Here is a 23,791-nt window from a genome sequence, read left to right as displayed (position 1 = left end):
AATTGTTTTAGAACAACTTAGCATTCATTACTACGTCTTCCGTTACATCATAAAATTCTTGATGAATGTTAAACGGTTTTTCGTGGCCGTGTAGTGCGCGTTTGTGGTACGTGCCATCTTCGTGCATGAGGTGGCTGTTCACGTTGTCTTTTACGTTGTAAGCCAAAATATTAATGGCCTCTTGCTTGAGTTTTTCGTCCACAATCAAGAAAAGCGATTCCAGACGGCGGTCAAAACTGCGGTTCATCATGTCGGCACTACCGCCATACACTTTCGGATTGCCGCCATTGTGGAAATAATAAATACGTGTGTGTTCCAACAAATCGCCCACAATCGAACGTACCGTAATGTTGTCGCTCAAGCCTTTGCGGTGCGGACGCAAACAGCAAATACCGCGTACAATCAACTTAATCGTTACGCCAGCCTGAGAAGCCTTATAAAGTTCGTCGATAGTGGCTTTATCTTCCAAAGAATTTACTTTAATCACAATGCCACTCGGCAAACCGTTTCGAGCATTTTCGGCTTCTTGTCGGATTAGCTCAATGAGTTGGTTGCGCATGTCGCGCGGTGCCGTAATCAAATACTTGTATTCGTCGGGCACGGAATGGCCTGTAATGGCATTGAAAAACTCCGAAACGTCGTTGGCGTAAACCTCGTTGGTGGTAAGCAAACCAATATCCGTGTAAAGTTTGGCCGTGCTTTCGTTGTAGTTGCCACTCGACAAATGTACATAACGCGTAATGCGTTCGTCTTCTTTGCGCACAATCAACATCATTTTGGTATGCGTCTTGTAGCTGCTCACGCCATAAATCACAAAACAGCCTGCTTTTTGTAGCTTTTTGGCTTCGCGAATATTGTTTTCTTCATCAAAACGCGCCTTTACTTCAAACAAAACGGCTACGTGCTTGCCATTTTCTACGGCTTTGAGCAGTGCGTTGGTAATGCGTGAATTTTTGGCCAAACGGTAAATAGTCATCTTGATAGACAAGACTTTAGGATCGTCGGCGGCTTGTTCTATCAGGCTTACCACAGGTTCCATACTATTGTACGGGTGGTGCATCAGAATGTCGCGTTGCTTGAGAATGTCAAACAATTCTTCATCAAAATGCTTGTTGCCTGCCGCACTCAACGGCAATACGGACGCGTGCGAAACTGGTGTTTTTTCCTTAAATTCGGGGTGGTTTACAATTTGCCAAAGCCCCGTAAAATCCATCAAACTATTGGTAACAAAGATGTTATCGTAGTCAATTTCCCAGCGTTGCTTCAAAATCTTCATCATGTACGAAGAATAATTGTCTTCGACTTCCACACGCACTACCCTACCCGTGCGGCGCGTCGAGAGTTTGCGACGCACCTCGTCGACGAAGTCGGCTTCGATGTCGTCGCTTTCTTCGATGGAAATATCGCCGTTGCGCGTTACGCGAAACAGATTCACCGACAAAATCTCAATGTTTTTGTAGAGCTTAAAAATGCGCCAGCGCACAATTTCTTCTATCGGTACAAAAACCAGTGTATCAGCACGTTGTATCTCAAAAAATCGTGGCAAATTTTGCGGAATCTGTACGAAAGATAAGCGTTTGGGGTGCTTGGTATCAGCCAAATTTTGCGTAACCACCCCGAAAGTCAATGCTTTGTTCATTACCACTGGAAATGTGTGATAAATGTCCACGAGCATCGGCGTAAGCATCGGATACACCGTCTTTTTGAAATATTGCGCCGTGCGTTCTTTTTCCGCGTCGGTGAGTTGGTCTATGCCCAAAATCTCAAAGTCGTGGGTAATAAATTCGGGCATTAGCTTTTTAAATTGCTCGGTTTGAGCCGCAAAAAAATTCTGCGCTTCATTGAACAAAGCCGTTTTGAAGGGCTTTTCGCGCAGCCCCGAATAATCTACACGCTCTTTGCCGTAGTCCAGATAATTGTACAAACTGCCGATGCGAATCATGGCAAATTCATCAAAATTGGACGCGGTAATCGCCAAAAATTTTAGCCGTTCAAAAACCGATCTTTGCTCGTTGGTGGACTGATCCAGCACACGGTAATTGAACTGAAACCAACTCAAATCGCGGCTCACATAATCGCTTTGGAGTATTTGTTCTGAAGCCTTATTAGGGTGTAATTGGGTACTCATACTTGCAAATATCTTTTTCGTGAAACGAATAACAGGCCGAAGCCAAGACAGGTATATTTGATTGGTAGGCATCTTCTTTGGCAGGTTGTGTTAGGCTTTAATCTTCTTGCCCGTCGTCGCCGTCTTCCCCTTCGGGTACTTGGTCGAAAGGCAAAAAGTCCGCAGCCAATTGTATGGGCTGGTCGGCGAACTTAAAGCGCAGATAATGAATCGGTTGGCCTAAGGCTAAATATTTTTGTTCAAACTTCGTCTTAATGCCTTTGTGTTCGTCGGCATAAGGCGAAGCGTATAAATCGTGTGTAACGATCAGCTCGCGTACGGGCATTTGCGCGAGCGTTTCGAGCGTATATTCAAAAAGCCCTACGTTGTCGGTTTTCAGATGTACCCAACCTTCTTTGCTGATAAGTCGTTGGTACATAGCCAAAAAGCGTGGATTGGTGAGGCGGCGTTTTTCGTCACGGCCTTTGGGGCGCGGGTCTGGAAACGTAATCCAAATCTCATCTATTTCTTGTGGGGCAAAAAATTGTTCTAAATTCTGAATGCGTGTGCGCAAAAAGCCGACGTTTTGCAATTGGCGGTCGGTGGCTTGGCGGCTACCCGCCCAAATGCGGTTGCCTTTGATGTCCACACCCACAAAATTTTTATCTGTAAAAACACTGGCAAGTCCTACCGCATATTCCCCGCGACCGCAGGCAAGCTCCACGACAAGCGGGTTTGTATTTTTGAAAAAAGAAGTAAGCCACTGACTTTTGATGGTTTGATATTCGGATTTACCTTCTTGTATAATATTGACTGCCAAATCATTATCGGCAAATCGCTTTAACTTCTGACGAGACATACTGTGTTTTTATGAGGCACTAATTTTAATAACAATCCGCAATTTTAACAAAATTTTGCAGAAGCCTCAAACCCATTTCCGATTCCGTCAAGAATTATTCCGAATGCACGGCCATCGTTTTCGTACATGAAGCCCCGCGCAACGGCTACCAATTGTCTTTGAAGCCGTTGTGCAGAGCTGCTTTATATTTTTCTTGATTAAATTTGTACAGATACGGGGCTTTGTGTGCGCCACCTCTACGCGCCCCTTCGAGCTTGTCGAGCACGTCGTAAGCCATTATTTTCCGATAAAAATTGCCTCGATTGAGTTTTCGCCCCAAAATAATTTCGTACAATTTTTGTAGCTCAGGCAAGGTAAATTCTTCTGGCAAAAGATTGTAACCAATTGGTTTGTAGGTAAGTTCGCGACGCAACGACAGCAATGCCCCTTCAAAAATCTGTTGGTGGTCCATCATCAACGCGGGCATATCGTGAATGTCGCACCACAGGCACACGTCCGAGGCCTCATCGGAAACAGGCGTAACCGACAGATAAGGAATCAGGGCATAAAATCCCACCGAAACAAAACGCTGCTTGTGCCACAGCGCATCGGGCATCTCTGCAAAAAAGTGTTGGCTACGGTTGGGGTCAGAAAAAACTTTAAATTGCTGTAAATAAATATTTGTTGCGCCTGTTCGCTCTTCCAAAATCCGATTGGCGGCCTCTTCCAAATCTTCCTGCTTGCCCACGTAGCCGCCTGGCAACGACCATGTGTCTTCGCCTTTCATTTTTAATAACAATACTTTCAGTGAGGCCTCATGAAACCCAAAAACCACACAATCAATAGAAATATGAGGCAAAAATTCAAGTCTGTGTTTTTCAGACTTGCTCATCAATAAATCATAAACGCTTTGTTCCATTGAGCAAAAATAAGATTTGAACGATTGCAGAACAAACGCCATCGCCAAATAAACACTTTTACTTTACAAAACTTAGGTACAATTTTCAGGTTTTGTTTGAATAAATCAATGATTGCGTACCACTTCCCGCAAGGCAGCGTCTATGGGCATTCCGATTTCCAGACTGCGGCTCGCGATTTGGGCAGGTACGGCGGGATGGTCGAGGTTAAAACGCAACAAAAACGCCTCAGGATTATGATGTGTAATTTGTTCCATTGGCCAACGCACTACGCTTGGCGTGTTAAAACCCGTTCCCATGTCCATCAGCACCAACGGACTACCCAAATGCGCCTGTACCCATTGCTGAAATTGCTGACGTTGGGTTTGGTATGGTTTTTCGATAAACCAATGGCCGCCGCGCACGTTCATAAACATTGCACCGCCACATTTCGGACATCGGGGAATAGCCGTCAAATCCGTGATTTCGTGCGTTACGGGGTCAAGATTTGCTAATAATTTATCTAAAAAAGGCCGCGTATCGTAGGTTTCTTGCGAACACGGACGCAGGCATTGCATAAGTTTGTAATTGCCTTGTGGCGTAAAAATCCGTTCGGGGTCAAAGCCATTTTTAGCAAACATCGTGTCCACATTGGAAGTAAGCACAAAATAATCCTTCGAGCGCACCAACGCCAACAAATCTTGGTAAACCTCAGCCGTTTGGTTGTCGTAGGCCACATGTTGCACGTGCATGGCATGGTAGCCCCACATTATCGCCTCCGAAAGTCCCTGAAAGCCCATCAACTCATAGTTGTTGTGAAAGCCTCGGCGGTGCATTACTGGAAAAAGTTGTCGGAATCGCGCCTCGTCGGTGTAGTCAATGCCTGCGGCGGCACTCATGCCCGCACCCGCGCCAATGAGCACGGCGGGAGCTTCTTTTATTTTCTGGGCGGCTGTTTTTAATATCTCTACAAAGTTTGTGGCCATTGTTCTATTGCTTTTTGATAAATATGATAATCTGCCTCGCTAAATACATTAAACACAACGTGTTGCACTTGCGAATCGGGATGACTGGCAAGCCAATGATGCACAGCTTGCAAAGCAACCGTTACGGCCAAATGAGCAGGATAACCAAACACACCCGTCGAGATGCAGCAAAAAGCCACGCTCCGAATTTGGTCATTTTGCGCCGCCAAATCCAAACATTGTGTGTAGCAGTCGGCTAATTGTGCCTGCTGCGTGGCCGTAGGCAAGCCGCTACGAACTATCGGGCCAACCGTATGCAAAACATAGCTTGCAGGCAAACTAAAACCTTTCGTAATCTTGGCACTGCCCGTCGGTTCGGGGTGTCCCTGCGCAGACATTAGCCCATAACACGCCTCACGCAAACGAGGCCCCGCCACCGAATGAATGGCATTGTCTATACATTTATGAAAAACCGTAAAACAACCCAACATTTGTTCGTTGGCCGCATTGACGATGGCATCGGCGCGTAGCGTAGTAATATCGCCTTTCCAAAGCGAACATTTGCCCGCCGACGGATACGCCGTGCCCTGCATTTGTGCCGAGAGTCGCGGTAAAGTGGCCGCTTCCGTTACCAACAAACGGGCGGCTTCTTGCGCAAAAAGCCTATCTGCCAGTTCCATCACAGCGGCGGGCAATGGCTCGGACGGATACCAAACCGTCAGGTACGCCTTCAATCGCTCTCTTTTCTCCAAATTCCGAAAAGCTGTTTGTGGCGTTTTGGTTTCAAAATACAAAAGCAATTGGTCTAATATTTCTGTTTCTGTCATATTCTTTTCCAAAAATTTATATGCAAAAACAAGAAGCCAATACTTATGCTTGACTTCTTGTTTTGATAAAGCTACTAAAGAACTATTTGATTAAAAATTAGCGGCAAACTCTTTTGCAAAATCCGTGAGTTTCTGCACGCCGTTTTGTACCGCGCCTGTCGCCTCAAAATCTGCTTGCAGTTTACCCGCACGAATCGCTGCGCCCATTTCCGTATAAAGTCCTGCAATTTCGGAAGGCACACCCGCGCCCGTCATGCCTTGTATGGCTTGTTCGTCCGTAAATTCGACCCAAGGAAGTGCAGGTTTTCCGATGGCTTCGCCCAATGCGCTGGCCACTTGCGCCGCACTCACATAGTCGCTCACAATATAGCGCACTTGGTGGCCTGTAGCTGCTGGTTTTTGCAACTCTTCGGCAGCCGCCACCGCAATATCCGAAGGATGCACCAACGGCAATTGGGTGCTGGCTGGGAAATTAGAACCAATAATTCCTGCATTTTTAATTACTGGAATATCGTTGTAAAAATTGGTGTAGAAATATCCCGCACGCAAAAACGTAACGGCAACGCCCGACAACTCGCTGTACAACTGTTCGATATGATGCAAACCCGTGATTGGTCCCGTACCGCCGTCGTGCTCCGCTCCTACACTGCTGAGCATTACCACGCGTTTTACGCCTGCTTTCTCAATGGCTTGGGCATAGGATTTGCCCGCATTGGTGGTGTTGGCAATAATGTTTTGGCCGCCCATGTTCGGGGGTGTCATGGCAAATACGGCATCTGCTCCCGCAAATACTTGCGCCAAAAATGCCGTGTCCGTAATCGAACCAACCGCCGCCTTTACGCCTAATTGTTCGATGGCGGCTTGTCTGTCCTTGTTGCTGCTAATAACCGTAACATTGTTTCCGCTTGCAAGCAAATTCTTTACTAAATGTTGGCCAATATTTCCTAAAGACCCTGTAACTACAATTTTCATTTCAAATTTATTTTGATGTTTATGGCTGCAAAGGTATTTTTGTACTTACTTTTTTACAAGTACTTACCCTAAAGTATGTGCCATGACAGCCATTAAAGAAACATCGACCATTCAGCAAAACAAAAAGACAGCGCAAGAAATGTGTCCTGTTACGTTCACGATGGAAAAAATCGGGAGCTATTGGAAACCCATCATTATTTATCATTTGTCGGAAGATTGCAAGCGGTACAGCGAGCTGAAAAAATCTATTCCCGCCATTACGGAAAAAGTGCTCATTCAGCATCTCAAGCAGTTGGAAGCCGACGGACTCATCATCCGAGAAGCCAAAGCCGTAGTGCCACCTTTTGTTACTTATCGACTCAGCGAGGCAGGTCAGCGACTTTTGCCCGTGATTCATGCGATGGCCAACTGGGCAACCGCTTATATGTAATCAGCAATAAATCAATAATTTAGCTGTAAAAATTTGTTTGGGAAGAATAATTTGGGGCAAAAGCCAAGGTGGTTTTTGACGCGTAATAAGATAAGAAGCAGAGAGGAGGAGATTCGAACTCCCGATGCGATTTCGCGCATACACACTTTCCAGGCGTGCTCTTTCAACCACTCAGACACCTCTCTGTTTGGGCTGATATTGTTACAAAAATGCAGATATATTTTTTGGTTATCAAATTTTCCAAATATTTTTTGTTAAAGCATTGGGAATAAAAAAAAGATTCGATAGCTTTGCGCCCTCAAAAAAATATAAATAGGTGGACGAGTTCCGCCGCTCAACTTTAATAAGTTAATAAACAATGGCAGTAAAAATCAGATTAGCTCGCAGAGGCCGTAAAAAATTGGCTATATTCGATGTAGTAGTTGCTGACGCTCGCGCTCCACGCGATGGTCGTTTCATCGAGAAAATTGGTATCTACAACCCAAATACCAACCCTGCATCTATCGAGCTTAACGAAGAAAAAGCCTTCCAATGGGTAATGAATGGTGCACAACCTTCTGACACTGTACGTGCTATGTTGTCATACAAAGGCGTATTGTTGCGTCGCCACCTTCAAATTGGTGTAATTAAAGGTGCTGTAACTCAAGAACAAGCTGACGCGAAATTCGCTGAGTGGAAAGCTAAGAAAGAAAACAAAATCGCTGGCAAAGTGGACAACTTGGCTCAAAGCAAAGCAGACGCGCAAAAAGCTCGTTTGGCTGCTGAAGCTAAAGTTCGTGAAGCTCGTGCTGAAGCGTTGCGTGCAAAAGCGGAAGCTGCTGCCGCCGCAGCCGCTGCTCCTGCCGAAGAAGCTCCTGCTTCTGACGAGGCTGCTGCTGCCGAATAATCCTAACGCATTCATTTGCAACACACACACAGAGTAGCCCCACAAAGGCTGCTCTTGTTGTGTAATCGTATTTCTTAAAATCTATTTCCTTCACACAGATTGCAACCCCAATGACCAAAGACGATTGTTTTTTGCTCGGCTACGTTGAGAAAACACACGGTATTCACGGCGAAATTGTCATGGTATTCGATGTGGATTTCCCCGAAGATTACGAGGATTTAGAATCGATATTTTTGGAAGTAAAAGGCCGTTTGGTTCCTTACTTCATTGAGTCGTTGAGGCTGCGCGGCAACAAAGCCATTGTGCAACTGGAAGATGTCAATACCGTAGAAAAAGCCGCGCTGCTGAAAAGCTGCGAACTTTATTTGCCCGAAGAAGCATTAGAGCCTTTGGACGAAGACCAGTTTTATTTTCACGAAATAATTGGTTATCAGGTAATTGACAAACTAAAAGGTGTACTGGGAAAAGTTACTGCCGTCTATGAACTTCCGCAACAACATTTGTTGGCGATGGATTATCAGGACGTGGAAGTACTCATTCCGCTTACAGACGCAATCGTGTTGGCAGTGGACAAAGAAAACGCACAGGTGCAAACCCAATTGCCCGACGGACTACTGGAAATTTACTTAGAAGAAAAACCAAACCGTGAGAATTGATATAATCACTTGTGTACCGCAATTGCTTGCCAGTCCTTTTGACCATTCGATCGTCAAGAGAGCAAAGGACAAAGGTTTGGCCAGCATCAATGTTATTGATTTGCGCGATTACACGACTTACGCACACGGACAACTCGACGATTATGCCTACGGTGGCGGTGCTGGAATGGTGCTTATGCCCGAACCCATAGCCAACTGCATTATGTCTTTGCAAAGTGAGCGTAAATACGATGCAATAATGTACATGACTCCTGACGGAGAACAATTTTCGCAGTCGATAGCCAACCGCTATTCGATGGTGGAAAATATCATGATTTTGTGCGGCCACTACAAAGGCGTGGACGAGCGAATCAGACAAAAATTTATTACGCACGAAATCAGCATAGGCGATTATGTGCTTTCGGGTGGTGAATTGGCCGCCGCAGTCGTTGCAGACGCGTTGGTCAGGCTTATTCCCAATGTCCTTTCGGACGAAACCTCTGCGCTAACCGATTCGTTTCAGGACGGTTTGTTAGCTCCGCCCGTTTATACGCGGCCAGAAGTTTATGAAGGAATGAGTGTTCCGCAGGTGCTTTTGTCGGGCAACCACAAGGCCATTGAGCAGTGGCGCAACGACCAAGCCATCGAGCGAACCAAAACACGCCGACCCGACTTATATCAAAAACTATTGGGCTCATAATGAACGGTGTTCTTTTTTGATTGACGCGCCGGTCCGCTTATCCAGCTTTTATTTTATTCAAAATTTTTCTAATAACGCATTATTTTAACATCATTAATAACATGAGCGAGTTAATCAAAATCGTAGAAAGAGCGTTCAACACAGACCGTCGTGCTGAATTGCCTGCATTTAAGGCTGGTGATACTATCAATGTTCACGTAAAAATCAGCGAAGGTAACAAGGAGCGTATCCAACAGTTCCAAGGTGTTGTAATCCAACGCAAAAACCCTAACACTAACGGCGAAACTTTCACAGTTCGTAAAGTGTCTAACGGTATTGGCGTGGAGCGTATCTTCCCAATCATTTCACCTGCTATCGACAAAATCGAAATCGTACGTCGTGGTGCAGTACGTCGCGCACGTTTGTACTACCTACGCGGCTTGTCTGGCAAAGCAGCTCGTATCAAAGAAAAAAGATAATAAGCCCTCAAGGGTCGTTATTATTGACGATACAAAAAAGCGGTACTTACTACAAGTGCCGCTTTTTTTGTGCCTTTATTCCAAAATCAATATTTGTATTTTATCTTGAATACCCGTTCCACGTATTGTTGTGTTGGAGGCAACAAAAAAACCTTAATCCAAAGGACTAAGGTTTTTCTTTTTTTCCATATACTCTCTAATTATCTGTTAAAAACTACACCTTAAAATCAATAAAGATTTTGTTGTCATAGCCTTTAATTTTAATACTTCAAATATAGTATGAATTTTGAATTTTAATACTTTTTAGGGTTGGACAAACATAGGACAACTACAAAAGTTTAAATTATAGTCAAACAAAATCAAATTTGCACTAAACCAGAGGCTTCTTCTATCAAATTTGTAAAATTATCCTCTTCTGGCAAATCAAGCTTTTTACGCAAGCGATACCTACTTTTATGTACAGCATCCAGCGAAACGCCCAAGGCTGATGCAATTTCTTTTCCACTATATTGTAGCTTGGTCAGTACCAACAAACGGGTTTCGGCAGGCGTAACCTGTGGGTATTTTTTTTGTAAATTTTGAAGAAACGACGGATGCACTTTTTCAAATGCTTTGCTAAACAATACCCAATCTTGTTGTGTTACGAAAGATGGTTCTTCTAGCTGTTGTAATGCAGCATCATAATCTTCTTGCTGCTGAATGGACTTAAGCGAGAGGAGTTCTTGTTGAAAATGCTTGATAAGTTTATTCTTCTGATTGATGTTTTGTCTGAACGAATGCAATTCTAATAATGCCTCTTGCCTTTCGTGTTCCAGCTGCGATTGTTGGAGTGCCAGCAAACCCTGCTGGCGTTGGGCGTTAAGGCGCATCGTCCGAAACACAAAAACAGCCAACACCAATATAGCCAACATCGCAAAAAGCAGAAAATTACGTTGTAGTGTGGCGTATTCTTTTTCTTGCTCCAATATTTTGAGTGCCGCTTCCTTTTGTTTCTCCTCATAAGCCTGCGCCTTTTCCCCGATATTTCGCCGCTGGGCAGCCAAAGACAAGCTATCGGCAAGACTGTCGGCCACAATACGAACCTCCAACGCCTTTTTATAGTCTTTTATCTCGTACAGATATGCCGAATGTTGTTGTAAAAGCTTGTATAAATACTCTCTATTATTGCATGACTTGCTCCAATATAAGCCCCAATCCAAGTATTTTTTTTCTTTATCCAAACGATGAAGTTTCTTGCTAATTTCAACTAAGGTTCTGAGCGTATTTACGGCACTGCATATCTCTTTATAGCGGATAGAATACTGATAATCAATCAACAAACATTTTTCAGCCTCCTCCAATCGCCCTAAGGTATAATATTCCTCCCCAATATTGCCATTGAGTAAGCCTACCCATACACTATCGCGAGGCCTGACGATAAGTGGTTCTATTTTTTCAAAAGCATGAATCGCATCTTCATGTTTTTGAAGCCTACTCAAACACAATCCCACATCATTATAATAATTGATTTTATACCAATTCCACGGGTCTTTATCCATGTATTTGGCCGCACGTTGCAAATAATCCAACGCCACAGGATACTCTTTCATTCTCAAATAAAAGTCGCCAATATTGACCAGTACCTGAAACGAACCAAAGGCATTATCGTAGCCAATTTTTTTATAAATAGAATCCGATTCTATGTACAACTGCTGCGCTTGCGGTTCCATGCCTTTTTCTTGCATAAAATAATGCGATGCAGCAGCCTGTAAATGAAATACATACATACTGGCCAGTTCGGGAGTCCACTTATTCGAATAAGGCTTAATATCTCGTACGGCTTTCAAAAAAATAGGCAACGATTTCGGGATATTCGGTTGAAGGCCTCCGCCATAATAGCAACCTTCCATAAATTTAGCCAAATAATGCAACTCCAAAGAAGGCTTGGTAACTTTCTCAAGGTATCGAATTTCGGCAAGTGCCTCCGCAGAATCTACATATAATATTTTGTTTTGGAAAATCCCCAACAACGAATCCATGCGCGGTTGAGCTTCATTTCTATGCCAATAATCAACTAATTGCGCCTTTGATTGAATGGAAATGAGAGAAAATAAAAATAGCAGTGTTCTAAAAAAACGTAACATAACAAACCAAGACAGTATGTATAAAAATAAGTGCAAATTAGTTAAAAAATCTAAAATACCATTATAATATCCAAAACACTGCTCTTTTTTTGTATTAACTAACGTTTCAAGTATTCCGATAACTCCCGTTTGTAAGTAATACCAATCGGGATTTTTTGCTGACCAATTACCACAAAATCTTTATCTATTTCCTGAATTTTGTCTAAAGCCACAATATACGATTTGTGAATACGCATAAACCGATGACTGGGCAAACTGCATTGAATTTCGTTGGTAGTCGAAGACACCAAATAGGTTCTATTTTTAGTAAATAATTTCACATAATTTCCGAAACTTTGCGCATAAAAGATATCGTCTAAGGCCAATTCTACCATGATGCCATCTACTTTTATGGAAATGACGCTGATATTTTCATCTATATTTTGCAAAGTTTCTTGTCCATACATCGAAAAAAACCTATCCACCGATTTCAGAAAACGAGGGAAATAAATGGGCTTTAGCAAATAATCAATGACACCATATTCGTAGCTTTCTAACGCAAATTCAGAATAGGCCGTCGTAAGAATTGTTTTGGGTGGTGCAGGCAATATTTTGAGCAAATCTAATCCCGTAATTTCGGGCATATCTATATCCAAAAACAATAAATCAACTTTATTATCTCGCAAATAATTAAGCGCATCCACACCATTAAAAAACTGGCTTGCCAGTTCCAATTGTGGGCTTTTTTTGATATAATTAATGAGTACATAATGCGCAGCTGGCTCATCATCTACAATAATACATTTGCGGACGGTATTCATTACGCTAACTGAATTTCTAATTGTACATCAAATATATCTGCCGAAGGTTTTATATCTAATTGGTAGCGATTCGGATAAATAATATTTAAACGCTGTTTGGTATTTACAATCCCAATTTTTGTAGAAATAATTTCTTTTTTCTTTTTGGGAATTGAATTAATAACGCGCAAAATAAGTGTATTATCTTTCACCAAAAGAGAAATTTTAACAAAGCAATCTTTGATGCTACACGCGCCATGTTTGAAAGCATTTTCGATAAAAGTAATCAGCAACATGGGGGCTATCTGATAGTTTTTTTCTGGGTCAATATCAAAGTTTACATCAATGGCACAACGGTAGCCAACTCGCTCTTTTTCAAGCTCTATGTAACTGTTCAAGAAGGTTACTTCATCTTCCAGCGATACATATTCTTTGGCCGAGTTTTCGACCTGATAGCGCATCAGTTGCGAAACTTGCATAATCATATCCGAAGTGCGTTCGGGGTATTGCAAACTGATGCCATACAGCGTATTGAAAGTATTAAAAAGAAAATGCGGATTTAATTGGCCTTTCAGCGTATTGAGTTGCACCTCATTAGAAATTAATTTCATGCTGGAATTGCGTTTTTGCTCCCTGTAATAGGCCAAAATTTGCAAAGCTCCCAAAATACAAAGCAGCGTACCCGCCAACGAAGCCAATTGAAATTGATACGTTTTTTGGTGCGAAGATTTATATAAAAAACAATTTTTGTAGAGTATTTCGGTAGAAACTTCGTACAAAATTCCCGAAAAAATAAGCATGGCCACAATCGTAAGTAAAAAATATAATAATGGCTTTTGTTCTTTCCACAAAAAAGGTAAAATAAAATGTCTATTAAATTGAGCGTGTCCGTACAAAATAGAGAAATAAACGACACCCGAAAAAAAGCCTTTCCAACTTAAAATAAAAATCCAATCGTTGAGCGTAAATAGCACAAAAGAGAATATTAAAATAAATATCTCTTGCAACAACTCATTGTCTATGACGTACTTAAATTTCATATCGTTTGTATAGTATATATCGTTTTGAAAAAAGACAGTTAATTGTGATGCGGTGCGCTGGTGTGTGGCCAAAATCAAAGTCTATTTTTAGCCCAAAAACCAAATTAATCAAATTTTAATATTGGACATTGCACTAAAAATAAAGCACACTTGTTGGTAACTAGCAGCTAAAATTAGGGCTCTATTATTTGCAAAGAAAGCATATAGGCATAGACTTTACGGCGTATAAATGACGAATTGAATTCATCATTTTATTAGCTGCATTTATCACTAAAAACACTCCTATACGCGCCAAGACGTTTATGTTTGTAGTTATATCAATCAATCAACAATTATGGAATTTAAAAGACTTATCTTTTTTGTCAATTTCTTATTATTCTATCAGAGTTTTGGGCAAACGCTATCGCTCAAAGAAGCCGTAGAAACTGGCGTGGCCAACTACGGAACCATCAAAGCCAAAGGCAAATACTGGGAAGCGGCCAACGAAACCGTAAAGCAAGTGCAGCGCGATTATTTACCCAACCTGACGCTCTCTTTACAGCAAGATTATGGCACGGTAAACGGACAAAACGGCCCACTGTATGGGTTTGGCGGCTTTGGCGTTTCCTCGTCGGGCTTGCCGCTGCCCCACCAAAACTGGAACGCCGCGTTCGGGGCACTTTACCTTACCAACGTGAATTGGGAGTTTTTTACTTTCGGAAAAATAAAGCAAAGAATTAACCTATCCAAAGCCGATGCCAGCCGCTACGAGAAAGATTTGGAACAAGAAAAATTTCAGCATAAAATCAGAATTGCAGCCGCTTACCTTAATCTTTTGGCCAGCCAACGCATGATTATTTCTCAACAAAAGAATTTAGACAGAGCGGAAATATTTTATAAAACAACTGCCCAAAAAGCGAAAAATGGCCTCAATGCGGGTGTAGATTCTACGCTTGCCGCCGCGGAAGTATCGAAAGCTAAAATTTTATTAAATCAGATAAAAGACCAAAACAAAGAACTCAACAACAAGCTCATTGCCCTGATGGGCGTAGAAGTGCGCGATTTGGTGTTGGATACGACCTTTGTGAAGAAAACGCCCAAATCGGCCTACCCGACGGCAGCCAGCAGCGACACGCTCAATCCTATTTTGCAATTTTACAAAAGCCGCATCAGCTTTGGCAAACAACAACTAAAGTCTTCAGAAACAGAATATTATCCGAGTCTTAGCCTTGTGGGAATCTATCAAACACGGGCTTCGGGTTTTAATGCCGATTATGCCAGCAACCAAAATTCGTTCACGCGCAACTATCTGGACGGCATCAGCCCCAATCGCCAGAATTATTTGTTGGGTATGGGACTCAACTGGAATCTGACCACTATCGCCAAAGTAAACAAAAAGGTAAGTGCCCAAAAACTGTTGGTAGAAGGCCTGCAAAGCGAATACGACGTAGTAGAACAGCAACTCAAAACGCAGTCGGATGCGGCAGATACCAAAATCAAGTTGGCCATCGAAAATGCGCAAGAAGCACCTAAGCAAGTAGCCGCCGCCCAACAAGCCTACACCCAAAAAACGGCTTTGTACAAAAACGGTTTGGCGGATTTGGTGGCTGTTACCCAGACGTTTTACACGCTCAACCGCGCCGAAATTGACCAAGACATTATCTTGACCAACATTTGGCAATCGCTGTTACTCAAGGCGGCGGCAACAGGCGATTTTGACTTTTTTATGAATGAATTTTAAGAATAACCAGCTATGAATTTAATACGTTTCGCACTTCGCAAACCCATATCCATTTTGGTGTTGGTGGCGGGTCTCGTTTTCTTCGGAATTGGAGCCGTCCAAAGCATCAAGGTAGATATTTTGCCTAAAATGAACTTGCCAGTAATTTACTTGGCGCACCCGTTTGGCGGCTACACCCCCGACCAAATGGAGTCTTATTTTGCCAAAAACTATGTAAACATCATGTTGTTTGCCAATGGCGTAAAATCCATTGAAACCAAAAACATTCAGGGGCTTACGCTCATGAAAGTTAGCTATTACGAAAATACGAATATGGCGCAAGCTGCCGCCGAACTCGCCGCCTTAGCCAACAGGATTCAGGCGGGCTTCCCTCCTGGTTCGCAACCGCCTTTTATTATTCGTTTTGATGCTTCGTCTTTACCTGTCGGGCAATTGGTTTTGAGCAGTAAAACCCGCACCAACAACGAGTTACAGGATTTGGCCAACGTATATGTACGTGCTTCGTTTACGTCCATTCCGGGGCTGTTGTCGCCGCCGCCTTTTGGTGGTAGCCCGCGCACAATCGAGATAAACGTAAACCCCGACGCACTCCGCGCACACAACCTCACGCCCGACCAAATCGTAGAAGCTATTCGCCTCAACAACCAAACCGCACCGTCTGGGAACGTCCGCATCGGGGATTTGAACTACATCACGCCCACCAACAACACCATCAAAAGTGTAAAAGATTTTGAGAAAATACCTTTGTTTAAAGGCGGTGTGAGCAACCTATATTTGGGCGATGTGGCCAACGTAAAAGACGGCGCAGACATTACGGCAGGTTATGCCCTCGTCAATGGCAAACGCTCTGTATATGTGAGCATTGCCAAAGCGGGCGACGCTTCCACTTGGGACGTAGTGAAAAACCTAAAAGCGCAATTACCCAAAATACAAAGCACCTTGCCCGAAGACGTGAGTATTTCGTATGAGTTTGACCAGTCCGTACACGTAATCAACGCCGTAAAAAGTTTGGTAACGGAAGGGGTCATCGGGGCGATACTCACTGGCCTAATGGTGTTGCTCTTTTTGGGTGACCGACGCGCCGCCCTCATCGTGATTATGACCATTCCGATTTCCATTATTTCGGGGGTTTTGTTTCTCAAATTGTTTGGTCAAACCATCAACCTCATGTCTTTGAGCGGTTTGGCTCTGGCCATCGGAATTCTGGTAGATGAAAGTACCGTAACCATCGAAAACATTCACCAACATTTCGACATGGGCAAACCAAAAGCCTTGGCCATTTGGGACGCTTGTAAAGAAATCGCCTTGCCCAAATTGCTGATTCTATTGTGTATTTTGGCCGTGTTTGCTCCCGCCTTCACGATGGCAGGCATACCAGGCGCGTTGTTTTTGCCGTTGGCCTTAGCCATTGGCTTTTCGATGGTGTTTTCGTTTCTTTTATCTCAAACTTTTGTGCCCATTATGGCCAATTGGTTGATGAAAAGCCATGCAGAACACGCGCCGCACCACCCAGCCGCCGCAGGCCACGAAAAAGAAGAGCTAAGCCACCGCGAAGACCTCAACAACGACGGAAAACTCAGTGGATTTGAGCGTTTCCGTGTGCGTTTCATGGCCTTTATTGGACGTTTATTTTCTTACAAAAAACCCATTACGATTGCCTATTTGCTGGCAGCCAGTACGGTAGTTGTGTTGTTGTTGAGCCATATCGGACAAGACGTTTTCCCGAAAGTAAATTCAAGCCAGTTCCAAATGCGCCTGCGTGCGCCCAACGGAACACGCCTCGAACGCACCGAAGAACACGCCCTCACCGCCCTGAAAGAATTAGAAAAAATGATTGGCAAAGAACATATTGCCATTTCGTCGGTGTACGTGGGACAGCACCCAAGTTTGTTTTCCGTTTCGCCTATTTATTTGTTCACGGCAGGGCCGCACGAAGCTGTTTTCCAAATTGGTTTGCAAGACTACCATACCGACATGGACAACTTCAAAGACGAATTTAGAAAGCGTTTGGCCAAAGCATTACCCAACGATAAAGTTTCTTTTGAGCCTATCGAACTGACCGACAAAGTATTGAGTCAAGGTTCGCCTACGCCTATCGAAATTCGAATTGCGGGCAAAAACAAAAACCTTAATGAGCAATACGCCAACAAACTCATTGCCAAGCTCAACGAAACGGCTTTTTTCAGAGACGTGCAAATCGGCCAACCTATCAAATATCCTGCGCTCAACATCGACATAGACCGTACACGCGCCGCGCAATTGGGCGTGGACATGAACGACGTTTCGCGTTCGCTGATTGCCTCTACGTCTTCATCTCGTTACACCGAAAAAAACACTTGGATTGACGAGAAAGCAGGTCTTTCGTACAACGTGCAAGTACAAGTCCCACTCGACCAAATGAACACGGAAAACGACATCAAGGAAGTGCCTTTGCTCAAAAATGCGACACGCCCAGTGCTTAGCGACGTGGCCACGCTCACGCCCTCGTACACGCACGGCGAAAACGACAACTTAGGTGCAATGCCCTACATTTCCGTAACTGCCAACATTCACCATACGGATTTGGGAACAGCCAACCAAGCCGTTAAAACGGCTATCAATTCACTTGGCGAGCTGCCTCGCGGTTTGTTTATGGAACCTATCGGCCTTACAAAAGTGCTTTCCGAAACAATGGGCAGCCTCGAATCGGGTCTTTTGGTGGCGATTGTGGTTATTTTCTTGATGCTTTCGGCTAATTTCCAATCCTTCAAACTCTCGCTGGTAATCTTGACCACCGTGCCCGCCGTAGTGTTGGGAGCTTTGCTCATGCTGTTGCTGACAGGTTCTACGCTTAACTTGCAGTCTTACATGGGTATTATCATGTCTGTGGGGGTTTCCATTGCCAATGCCGTGTTGTTGGTAACCAATGCCGAACAACTCCGCAAAGTAAACGGCGACGCGCTGGAGTCGGCACGCGAAGCGGCTTCGTTGCGTTTACGCCCTATCATTATGACCAGTATCGCCATGATTGTGGGTATGTTGCCGATGGCCATCGGGCACGGCGAAGCTGGCGAACAAACTTCCCCGCTGGGACGTGCCGTAATCGGCGGACTGCTGTTCTCGACTTTTACCGTACTCATTGTTTTGCCTGTGATTTTTGCTTGGATGATGGATAAAAACTCTACTCAATCCGTGTCTTTAGACCCCGAAGACGAAGAAAGCAAACATTATGTACCATCATCTTTCCAACCAACAAAATGAAAAATACAACCCTAAAAATAACAATGGCCGCAGCGTCTTTCCTTTGGGTGAGCTGTGCCGAACAAAAGCCAGCCCAAAAAGCCGAGACAAGCGAAAAAGCCAGCATCGAAACCTTCAAAATTGCCAGAGAAAAACTCTCTACGGAGTTGCGACTTCCCGCCGAACTCACAGGTTTTCAGGAGGTAAATATTTATGCTAAAATCAGCAGCTTTGTAAAAGAACTCAAAGTGGATATTGGCTCTACCGTCAAAAAAGGGCAATTGCTCATGGTGCTGGAAGCTCCCGAAACCAGTTCGCAATTGTCGGCGGCCAAATCGCGCCTACATTCCCAAGAAGCCGTGTACATGGCCAGCAACGGCACTTACAACCGCCTTTTGGAGGCCAGCAAAACCGAAGGAACGGTTTCTAAAAATGAATTAGACGTGGCCGAAAGCAAGAAAAACGCCGATTTCGCACAGCTCCAAGCCGCCAAAGCCGCCTATCAGGAAATCCAAAACCTGATAAGCTATTTGCAAATTCACGCGCCTTTTGATGGCGTGGTAGCGGCCAGAAACGTAAACATTGGGGCGTATGTTGGCCCTGCGGGAAAAGGTTCGGATTTGCCGCTTTTGGTGGTACAACAACAAAACAAATTGCGTTTGGCGGTATATGTGCCCGAACTTTACACGGGTTACCTTAGCATCGGCGATGAGCTTTCTTTTAGCGTAAAATCTTTGTTGGGGAAAAAATTCAAAGCCAAAATAGCCCGTAAAGCAGGCGCATTGGACAGCCGTTTGCGTTCCGAACGCGTCGAAATGGACGTGTACAACGAATCCAAACTGCTTTTGCCGGGAATGGTGGCCGAAGTGTTATTGCCACTCAATGCCAAAGACAGCACTTTTGTAGTGCCAAAATCCGCGTTGGTGGCGTCCAGCGAAGGCAATTTTGTATTGCAAGTCGAAAACAACCAAACCAAACGCACGCACATCCAGAAAGGCCGCGAGTTTGCCGACAAAGTGGAAGTATTTGGCGAGCTAACGCCTTCGGCTGTTTTGGTCAAAAACGCCTCCGAAGAAATCAAGGACGGCACGGCAGTGAAATAAACAAACTCCCGTCCTCACTTATATTTCTCAATAAACAGGCAGAGCCGCAACAAGTTGCGGCTCTGCCTGTTTGTAATTCATTGACCACAGAATAAAATATAAATATTATTTGCAAACATCGTTCGAGTTTAGGATTTTGCAAAGGAATAGCAAGTAAGGTGCTTGTTTGGTGCAATGAGATTCGTTTGGACGGATGTTATGAACCATACCAAGAGAAACCGTATAATTAATGGAAGTTAAGAAAAAGAAAATATCACCAGAAGCAATCTCAGCAGTTAAAGAAGCCTTATCTGTCATCTATTGGAAAAAAGATGATTTACAACAGTTTGTAAAGCTAACTATAGACAATCCCGCAATTGTTTCAACAATAAATTGGTCAGCCACAAAAAGAGGGATTGTAAATGAACTTCTTACACGAATGACTAACCGCATTGATATTTACGAATCTGATTTAATGAATCTAATTTTAGCCGTAACTGATTTTAATGACTTCGGAAATTTGACTTACTGGGACGAGGACGGAACAAAAACAAAAAGGGCTAAAGATGCAGTAAATAGATTGAGAACGTTAAGTAAAGGTTTCATTCAAATTACTAAAGAGCAAGAAGAAGCTAAAGTTAGGAAAGCTAAAGCAGAACTGAAAACAAAAAAGGCTTTATCACTTGAACTAGAGCTTTTTCAACTCAAAGATGAATTCAATACAATAGCCGTTAATAAAAATTTTAATCAACGAGGATTTCAGCTTGAGAAATTTTTATACAAGCTTTTTCTTCTATTTGACCTTGAACCTAAAGGTTCATTCAAAATTCATGGCGAACAAATCGACGGAGCATTTACTTTTCAGAATACAGATTATTTATTGGAAGCTAAATGGGCAACCGAAGTTAACAGAAGTGATTTAGCTACATTCTGTTTTAAAGTCGAAACGAAATTCAAAAATGCAGCTGGATTATTAATATCAATTGATGGAATTACCAAAGAAGCAATTTCAACTGATTTCAAATCTATAATAATTATGGATGGAATTGATTTGCTTGCAGTGCTTGAAAATAGAATTACATTAACCGATTTATTGTTTAAAAAGCGCAGAAAGGCAAGCGAAACAGGAAACATTTATATGAATTTCAACGAGCTCTTTAAATAGGTGCAGCTCATAACATACGTTTGGCGAGTTTTTCAGTAAAATCACGTTCAGTGTTCCCCCATGGCCTGTATCTCGCAGGCCATTTTTTATTCCCTCGCCGCTGGGCTATGGTTTTTGTTAGTAGATACGCACGGTTGTGCGTATCCTTAAATCCGCAATTCCTATTAAAGTCCTCCCCTTGGGGAGGATTTAGGAGGGGTTTGAATATTTATCCTTCCCCTCCCGTGGTCTGTGTCCTCACAAACCACATATCCAACCTGCAACTTCTGTTAAAGTCCTCTCCAAGGGGAGGATTTAGGAAGGGTTTGAATATTTTCTTCCCGCGACTCCTGTTATCCAACCTGCAATTCCTGTTAAAGTCCTCCCCTTGGGGAGGATTTAGGAAGGGTTTGAATATTTCACCCCTGCAATTCCTGTTCAAGTCCTCCTTAGAGGGGGTTTTCATTCAACAAAAAAGCCACCCTAATCGCTTCGGACGAGGCTGGCTACCACTTAAATATATCTCCTAAAGAAAAACTATAAATTGCCTTGTTGTTCCATTTCTCGGATTTTCACTTGCCAGTGTTGTATGTCGGATTTGGTTTTCAGGATTCGGGTCGTAAGGCTAAACACCAGCAAAACAATCTGAACCCCAAACGTTACACCCGTCAGCGAGCTGGTCAGCACGCCCATCAGCGTAATGAAGACAAGCAAAGCGGCAATCAGCAACGTAATGTATTTGTGCTTGAGACCAGTTACCAAAAACAAATGATGCAAATGTGTTTTGTCGGCAGCAAAAGGGCTTTTTCCTCTTCTAATTCTATTTTTAAACACCCGCAGCGCATCGAGTACGGGCAAAGCCATTACCGCAAACACACCGCCGTACATAATATCAGGCCTTGCGGCTTGTTCGGCTTTTTGTAGCAACGCAATGGCCAACACCACCATCACAAAACCCAGCACCAACGACCCCGCATCACCCATAAATATTTTACGGGTTTTGGAAAAATTGTAGTACAAAAATCCAACCAACGCGCCCATAATCGACATACAAATCAACATGATATTGAGCAAGTTGAGCATATACGCAAACGCTCCGAGCATGGCCAGCGTAAAAATGGCAATGGACGCGGCCAAACCGTCTATTCCGTCCATGAGATTAAAGGCATTAACCACACCTGCCACCACCACAATCGTAAGGGCATATTCCAACCAATGCGGAATGGCATAAATTCCAAACACGCCCAAAAGTGTATCTATATAAAAACCTTGCAGGTAAATATAATGCGCTAACGTGAGTTGTATCAGCAATTTAAGCGAAGCACCCAAGTCCCATTTGTCGTCGGCCACGCCCATAATGAGCAGCACCGTCGCCCCCAAATAGATGCTGACGTATTCGCCCAAATGAAACCCGTGAAACATGGCAAACGTCAGAGCCAAACTCACCGCCACAAATACGGCAATCCCTCCCACCAACGGCACGGGTTGCCTGTGTACTTTGCGGCCATTGGGAATGTCCGTTAGGTTTACTTTCAGAGCCACAGCCCGAATCATGGGCAAAATCAAGAGAATAATCAATAAGGATAAGAGCGGGATAAGAAACATTAGTTGGTTCATGGCCGTAAGTGGTTTAGAAATTATCAAGGGTTTTGAGATGTGCGCAGCCATTATCCAAAAGTTGCGAATACTGCATGGCACTGGCCGCAGGCAATACCGTTGGCTTTTCTTTTTGGCTAAGAGCCTGTTCCACAAGACGTTCGTATTTGTCGGAAATCGTGCCCCACGTGTAGCGGCGTTTGGCGATTTGCCCCATCACCTCACCCAACTGCGCGAGCATATCGGCTTCTACGCTTTCGAGCAAGCCCATCAAATCGTCCAAATCTCTGAAATACAAGGCTTTGTTTTCGGTTGTTACGCGGTTGTACGACACGCCGAAAGCCATCACAGGCAAACCCAAATACATGGCTTCCACTAACGACGGATTCGTTCCGCCTGCCGAATGTCCGTGCACATACAACGCCGCATTGCCGCGCAATACGTCCAGTTTGGCTTGGTTGTAAATGGGGTCAAGAATAAAAATATTAGCGTGGTGTTTATATTGGACTTTCAGATTTTGGCCGTATTCGCTTTTATCCCAATTGCCTACAATCACCAGCGGCAATTTACGGGTTCTGGAAAAAGCCTCCAGTACAATGTGTACGTTATTTTCGGGTTCTATTCTACAAACCTTAAAGGCGTAAGATTGATTGACAAACGGATATTGTTTGCGCGTTTCTTCGTCTAATGGCAACTTGAGTGTGTGGTCTGCGCCGTACTCAATAATGCGGCTCAACGAACCGTAACGTTCTGCTGTATAGTCTTGTATGGCTTCGTTGTCGGAAATATCTATGTGCGAAAAACGCACCGCCAACGACTCCGCCCAGAACAAATACAACTTGGCCAAATTGCTCCATTTATCGCGTTTCCATTCGATGCCATCAATGGAAATTATTATTTTTTTGTTGGTGAATAGCTTCACAAAAGGCAGTATCCAAGCTCCCGCCACGCCCAAAATCAAGAGCACGTCCGCATAAAACAAACTATGCAAAATCGAAAGCGTATCGTACGGAATGCTTTGTACGCCGTTGGCATCAAGTGGCAAATATTGTAAGCGTGCACCTTTGTAATAGCGCAGGCGTTTTTCTTTTGGATATTTTTTGCCCGAACAATAAACCGTAATGTCGTAACGGTCGCTTAGATTTTCGACAAGATGTTCGGCGAGTGTTTCAAAACCGCCGTAGTTGGCTGGCAATCCTACCGTCCCGATAATGGCCAACTTGTTTTTTTGTTCCTTTTTCATGGTTTTTCGCTTTTCAGATAAATGTAACCAAATGCGTACCAAAACGAATACAACACTGAAAATCAATAGCTTATAATAAAAAAAGAATCGAAGTATTTCCATATTTCGGAAGTTTGGGTTTGGTTTGGAAA

At 43.6% G+C, this 23,791-nt stretch carries 20 protein-coding genes and 1 tRNA gene; 9 read left to right on the top strand and 12 right to left on the bottom strand.

The features are described 5' to 3' along the window. Positions 1-7: 7 nt before the first annotated feature. The 6 genes from ppk1 to BM090_RS12920 all read right to left on the bottom strand — a co-directional run bounded on the left by ppk1 (position 8) and on the right by BM090_RS12920 (position 6,605). A complete protein-coding gene (gene ppk1, locus BM090_RS12945) occupies positions 8-2,128 on the bottom strand; it encodes a polyphosphate kinase 1 (protein ID WP_091513762.1) in 2,121 nt (706 codons plus the stop codon). Positions 2,129-2,225: 97 nt separating this feature from the next. Beyond that, positions 2,226-2,966: a tRNA (guanosine(46)-N7)-methyltransferase TrmB gene (gene trmB / locus BM090_RS12940; protein ID WP_091513759.1), complete on the bottom strand. Its 741-nt coding sequence runs from the start codon at positions 2,964-2,966 to the stop codon at positions 2,226-2,228. Between the two features lie 145 nt (positions 2,967-3,111). Continuing rightward, positions 3,112-3,864 carry an NUDIX hydrolase gene (locus tag BM090_RS12935; RefSeq protein WP_091513755.1) on the bottom strand — a complete coding sequence of 251 codons (753 nt, stop codon included), beginning with the start codon at positions 3,862-3,864 and terminating at the stop codon, positions 3,112-3,114. 105 nt (positions 3,865-3,969) lie between these two features. Beyond that, entirely contained in the window at positions 3,970-4,827 is an 858-nt protein-coding gene (locus BM090_RS12930) for an SIR2 family NAD-dependent protein deacylase (protein WP_091513751.1), read from the bottom strand. After that, a complete protein-coding gene (locus tag BM090_RS12925; RefSeq protein ID WP_091513747.1) occupies positions 4,809-5,633 on the bottom strand; it encodes a protein-ADP-ribose hydrolase in 825 nt (274 codons plus the stop codon). Before BM090_RS12925 ends, BM090_RS12930 begins: the two co-directional genes overlap by 19 nt. Positions 5,634-5,723: 90 nt before the next feature. Beyond that, positions 5,724-6,605, bottom strand: coding sequence for an NmrA family NAD(P)-binding protein (locus BM090_RS12920; protein WP_091513744.1), 882 nt, complete (start codon positions 6,603-6,605; stop codon positions 5,724-5,726). A gap of 82 nt (positions 6,606-6,687) precedes the next feature. Here BM090_RS12920 and BM090_RS12915 point away from each other — a divergent pair, with 82 nt between their 5' ends. Then, complete coding sequence (locus BM090_RS12915; RefSeq protein WP_091513740.1) at positions 6,688-7,035, top strand: winged helix-turn-helix transcriptional regulator; 348 nt, start codon at positions 6,688-6,690, stop codon at positions 7,033-7,035. A 98-nt stretch (positions 7,036-7,133) separates the two neighbouring features. Here BM090_RS12915 and BM090_RS12910 read toward each other — a convergent pair. Then, positions 7,134-7,220: transfer RNA gene (locus BM090_RS12910), tRNA-Ser, on the bottom strand. Between the two features lie 173 nt (positions 7,221-7,393). Here BM090_RS12910 and BM090_RS12905 point away from each other — a divergent pair. The 4 genes from BM090_RS12905 to rplS all read left to right on the top strand — a co-directional run bounded on the left by BM090_RS12905 (position 7,394) and on the right by rplS (position 9,714). Beyond that, complete coding sequence (locus tag BM090_RS12905) at positions 7,394-7,921, top strand: 30S ribosomal protein S16 (RefSeq protein ID WP_091513737.1); 528 nt, start codon at positions 7,394-7,396, stop codon at positions 7,919-7,921. A gap of 110 nt (positions 7,922-8,031) precedes the next feature. Further along, positions 8,032-8,577, top strand: coding sequence for a ribosome maturation factor RimM (rimM, locus tag BM090_RS12900; RefSeq protein WP_091513733.1), 546 nt, complete (start codon positions 8,032-8,034; stop codon positions 8,575-8,577). Next, the gene (trmD, locus tag BM090_RS12895) at positions 8,567-9,256 is read left to right on the top strand and encodes a tRNA (guanosine(37)-N1)-methyltransferase TrmD (RefSeq protein WP_091513729.1); all 690 of its coding nucleotides are present in this window, start codon (positions 8,567-8,569) and stop codon (positions 9,254-9,256) included. The genes rimM and trmD overlap by 11 nt, the downstream gene beginning before the upstream one ends. Before the next feature lie 101 nt (positions 9,257-9,357). Next, complete coding sequence (rplS, locus tag BM090_RS12890; RefSeq protein ID WP_091513726.1) at positions 9,358-9,714, top strand: 50S ribosomal protein L19; 357 nt, start codon at positions 9,358-9,360, stop codon at positions 9,712-9,714. Between the two features lie 359 nt (positions 9,715-10,073). On the opposite strand, the gene BM090_RS12885 is transcribed toward rplS, so the two are convergent. The 3 genes from BM090_RS12885 to BM090_RS12875 form a co-directional block, all read right to left on the bottom strand. Beyond that, entirely contained in the window at positions 10,074-11,837 is a 1,764-nt protein-coding gene (locus BM090_RS12885) for a tetratricopeptide repeat protein (protein WP_091513722.1), read from the bottom strand. 98 nt (positions 11,838-11,935) lie between these two features. Then, positions 11,936-12,637 (bottom strand): LytR/AlgR family response regulator transcription factor, encoded by a 702-nt coding sequence (locus BM090_RS12880; protein WP_091513717.1) that lies wholly within the window; start codon positions 12,635-12,637, stop codon positions 11,936-11,938. Then, entirely contained in the window at positions 12,637-13,656 is a 1,020-nt protein-coding gene (locus tag BM090_RS12875) for a sensor histidine kinase (RefSeq protein ID WP_091513711.1), read from the bottom strand. The genes BM090_RS12880 and BM090_RS12875 overlap by 1 nt, the downstream gene beginning before the upstream one ends. A 334-nt stretch (positions 13,657-13,990) precedes the next feature. On the opposite strand from BM090_RS12875, the gene BM090_RS12870 reads away from it, so the two are divergent. The 4 genes from BM090_RS12870 to BM090_RS12855 all read left to right on the top strand — a co-directional run bounded on the left by BM090_RS12870 (position 13,991) and on the right by BM090_RS12855 (position 20,842). Then, the gene (locus tag BM090_RS12870) at positions 13,991-15,376 is read left to right on the top strand and encodes a TolC family protein (RefSeq protein ID WP_091513708.1); all 1,386 of its coding nucleotides are present in this window, start codon (positions 13,991-13,993) and stop codon (positions 15,374-15,376) included. A 12-nt stretch (positions 15,377-15,388) separates the two neighbouring features. Then, positions 15,389-18,616, top strand: a complete 3,228-nt coding sequence (locus BM090_RS12865) for an efflux RND transporter permease subunit (protein ID WP_091513705.1) — start codon at positions 15,389-15,391, stop codon at positions 18,614-18,616. Then, positions 18,613-19,698, top strand: coding sequence for an efflux RND transporter periplasmic adaptor subunit (locus BM090_RS12860; RefSeq protein WP_091513702.1), 1,086 nt, complete (start codon positions 18,613-18,615; stop codon positions 19,696-19,698). Before BM090_RS12865 ends, BM090_RS12860 begins: the two co-directional genes overlap by 4 nt. A 229-nt stretch (positions 19,699-19,927) precedes the next feature. Next, on the top strand, positions 19,928-20,842 hold the full coding sequence (locus tag BM090_RS12855) for a hypothetical protein (protein WP_091513699.1): 915 nt from the start codon (positions 19,928-19,930) through the stop codon (positions 20,840-20,842). Between the two features lie 516 nt (positions 20,843-21,358). Here BM090_RS12855 and BM090_RS12845 read toward each other — a convergent pair. Beyond that, on the bottom strand, positions 21,359-22,465 hold the full coding sequence (locus tag BM090_RS12845) for an MraY family glycosyltransferase (protein ID WP_221405399.1): 1,107 nt from the start codon (positions 22,463-22,465) through the stop codon (positions 21,359-21,361). Then, positions 22,452-23,660, bottom strand: coding sequence for a DUF1972 domain-containing protein (locus BM090_RS12840; protein WP_091514295.1), 1,209 nt, complete (start codon positions 23,658-23,660; stop codon positions 22,452-22,454). The genes BM090_RS12845 and BM090_RS12840 overlap by 14 nt, the downstream gene beginning before the upstream one ends. Positions 23,661-23,791: the final 131 nt, after the last annotated feature.

The sequence above is a fragment of the Flexibacter flexilis DSM 6793 genome (genome assembly GCF_900112255.1).
Taxonomy (GTDB): Bacteria; Bacteroidota; Bacteroidia; order Cytophagales; family Flexibacteraceae; genus Flexibacter; species Flexibacter flexilis.
The sequence above is the reverse complement of the archived record's forward strand: the minus strand, read 5'-3'. Positions and strand labels throughout refer to the sequence as shown.

Coding starts and splice junctions, on each gene's coding strand:
- BM090_RS12875 (WP_091513711.1), bottom strand. CDS start 13,656: ATGAAATTTAAGTACGTCATAGACAATGAGTTGTTGCAAGAGATATTT.
- BM090_RS12855 (WP_091513699.1), top strand. CDS start 19,928: ATGGAAGTTAAGAAAAAGAAAATATCACCAGAAGCAATCTCAGCAGTT.
- BM090_RS12905 (WP_091513737.1), top strand. CDS start 7,394: ATGGCAGTAAAAATCAGATTAGCTCGCAGAGGCCGTAAAAAATTGGCT.
- BM090_RS12930 (WP_091513751.1), bottom strand. CDS start 4,827: ATGGCCACAAACTTTGTAGAGATATTAAAAACAGCCGCCCAGAAAATA.
- BM090_RS12915 (WP_091513740.1), top strand. CDS start 6,688: ATGACAGCCATTAAAGAAACATCGACCATTCAGCAAAACAAAAAGACA.
- rplS (WP_091513726.1), top strand. CDS start 9,358: ATGAGCGAGTTAATCAAAATCGTAGAAAGAGCGTTCAACACAGACCGT.
- BM090_RS12840 (WP_091514295.1), bottom strand. CDS start 23,660: ATGAAAAAGGAACAAAAAAACAAGTTGGCCATTATCGGGACGGTAGGA.
- BM090_RS12920 (WP_091513744.1), bottom strand. CDS start 6,605: ATGAAAATTGTAGTTACAGGGTCTTTAGGAAATATTGGCCAACATTTA.
- trmB (WP_091513759.1), bottom strand. CDS start 2,966: ATGTCTCGTCAGAAGTTAAAGCGATTTGCCGATAATGATTTGGCAGTC.
- BM090_RS12860 (WP_091513702.1), top strand. CDS start 18,613: ATGAAAAATACAACCCTAAAAATAACAATGGCCGCAGCGTCTTTCCTT.
- rimM (WP_091513733.1), top strand. CDS start 8,032: ATGACCAAAGACGATTGTTTTTTGCTCGGCTACGTTGAGAAAACACAC.
- ppk1 (WP_091513762.1), bottom strand. CDS start 2,128: ATGAGTACCCAATTACACCCTAATAAGGCTTCAGAACAAATACTCCAA.
- BM090_RS12885 (WP_091513722.1), bottom strand. CDS start 11,837: ATGTTACGTTTTTTTAGAACACTGCTATTTTTATTTTCTCTCATTTCC.
- BM090_RS12935 (WP_091513755.1), bottom strand. CDS start 3,864: ATGGAACAAAGCGTTTATGATTTATTGATGAGCAAGTCTGAAAAACAC.
- BM090_RS12870 (WP_091513708.1), top strand. CDS start 13,991: ATGGAATTTAAAAGACTTATCTTTTTTGTCAATTTCTTATTATTCTAT.
- BM090_RS12925 (WP_091513747.1), bottom strand. CDS start 5,633: ATGACAGAAACAGAAATATTAGACCAATTGCTTTTGTATTTTGAAACC.
- BM090_RS12880 (WP_091513717.1), bottom strand. CDS start 12,637: ATGAATACCGTCCGCAAATGTATTATTGTAGATGATGAGCCAGCTGCG.
- BM090_RS12865 (WP_091513705.1), top strand. CDS start 15,389: ATGAATTTAATACGTTTCGCACTTCGCAAACCCATATCCATTTTGGTG.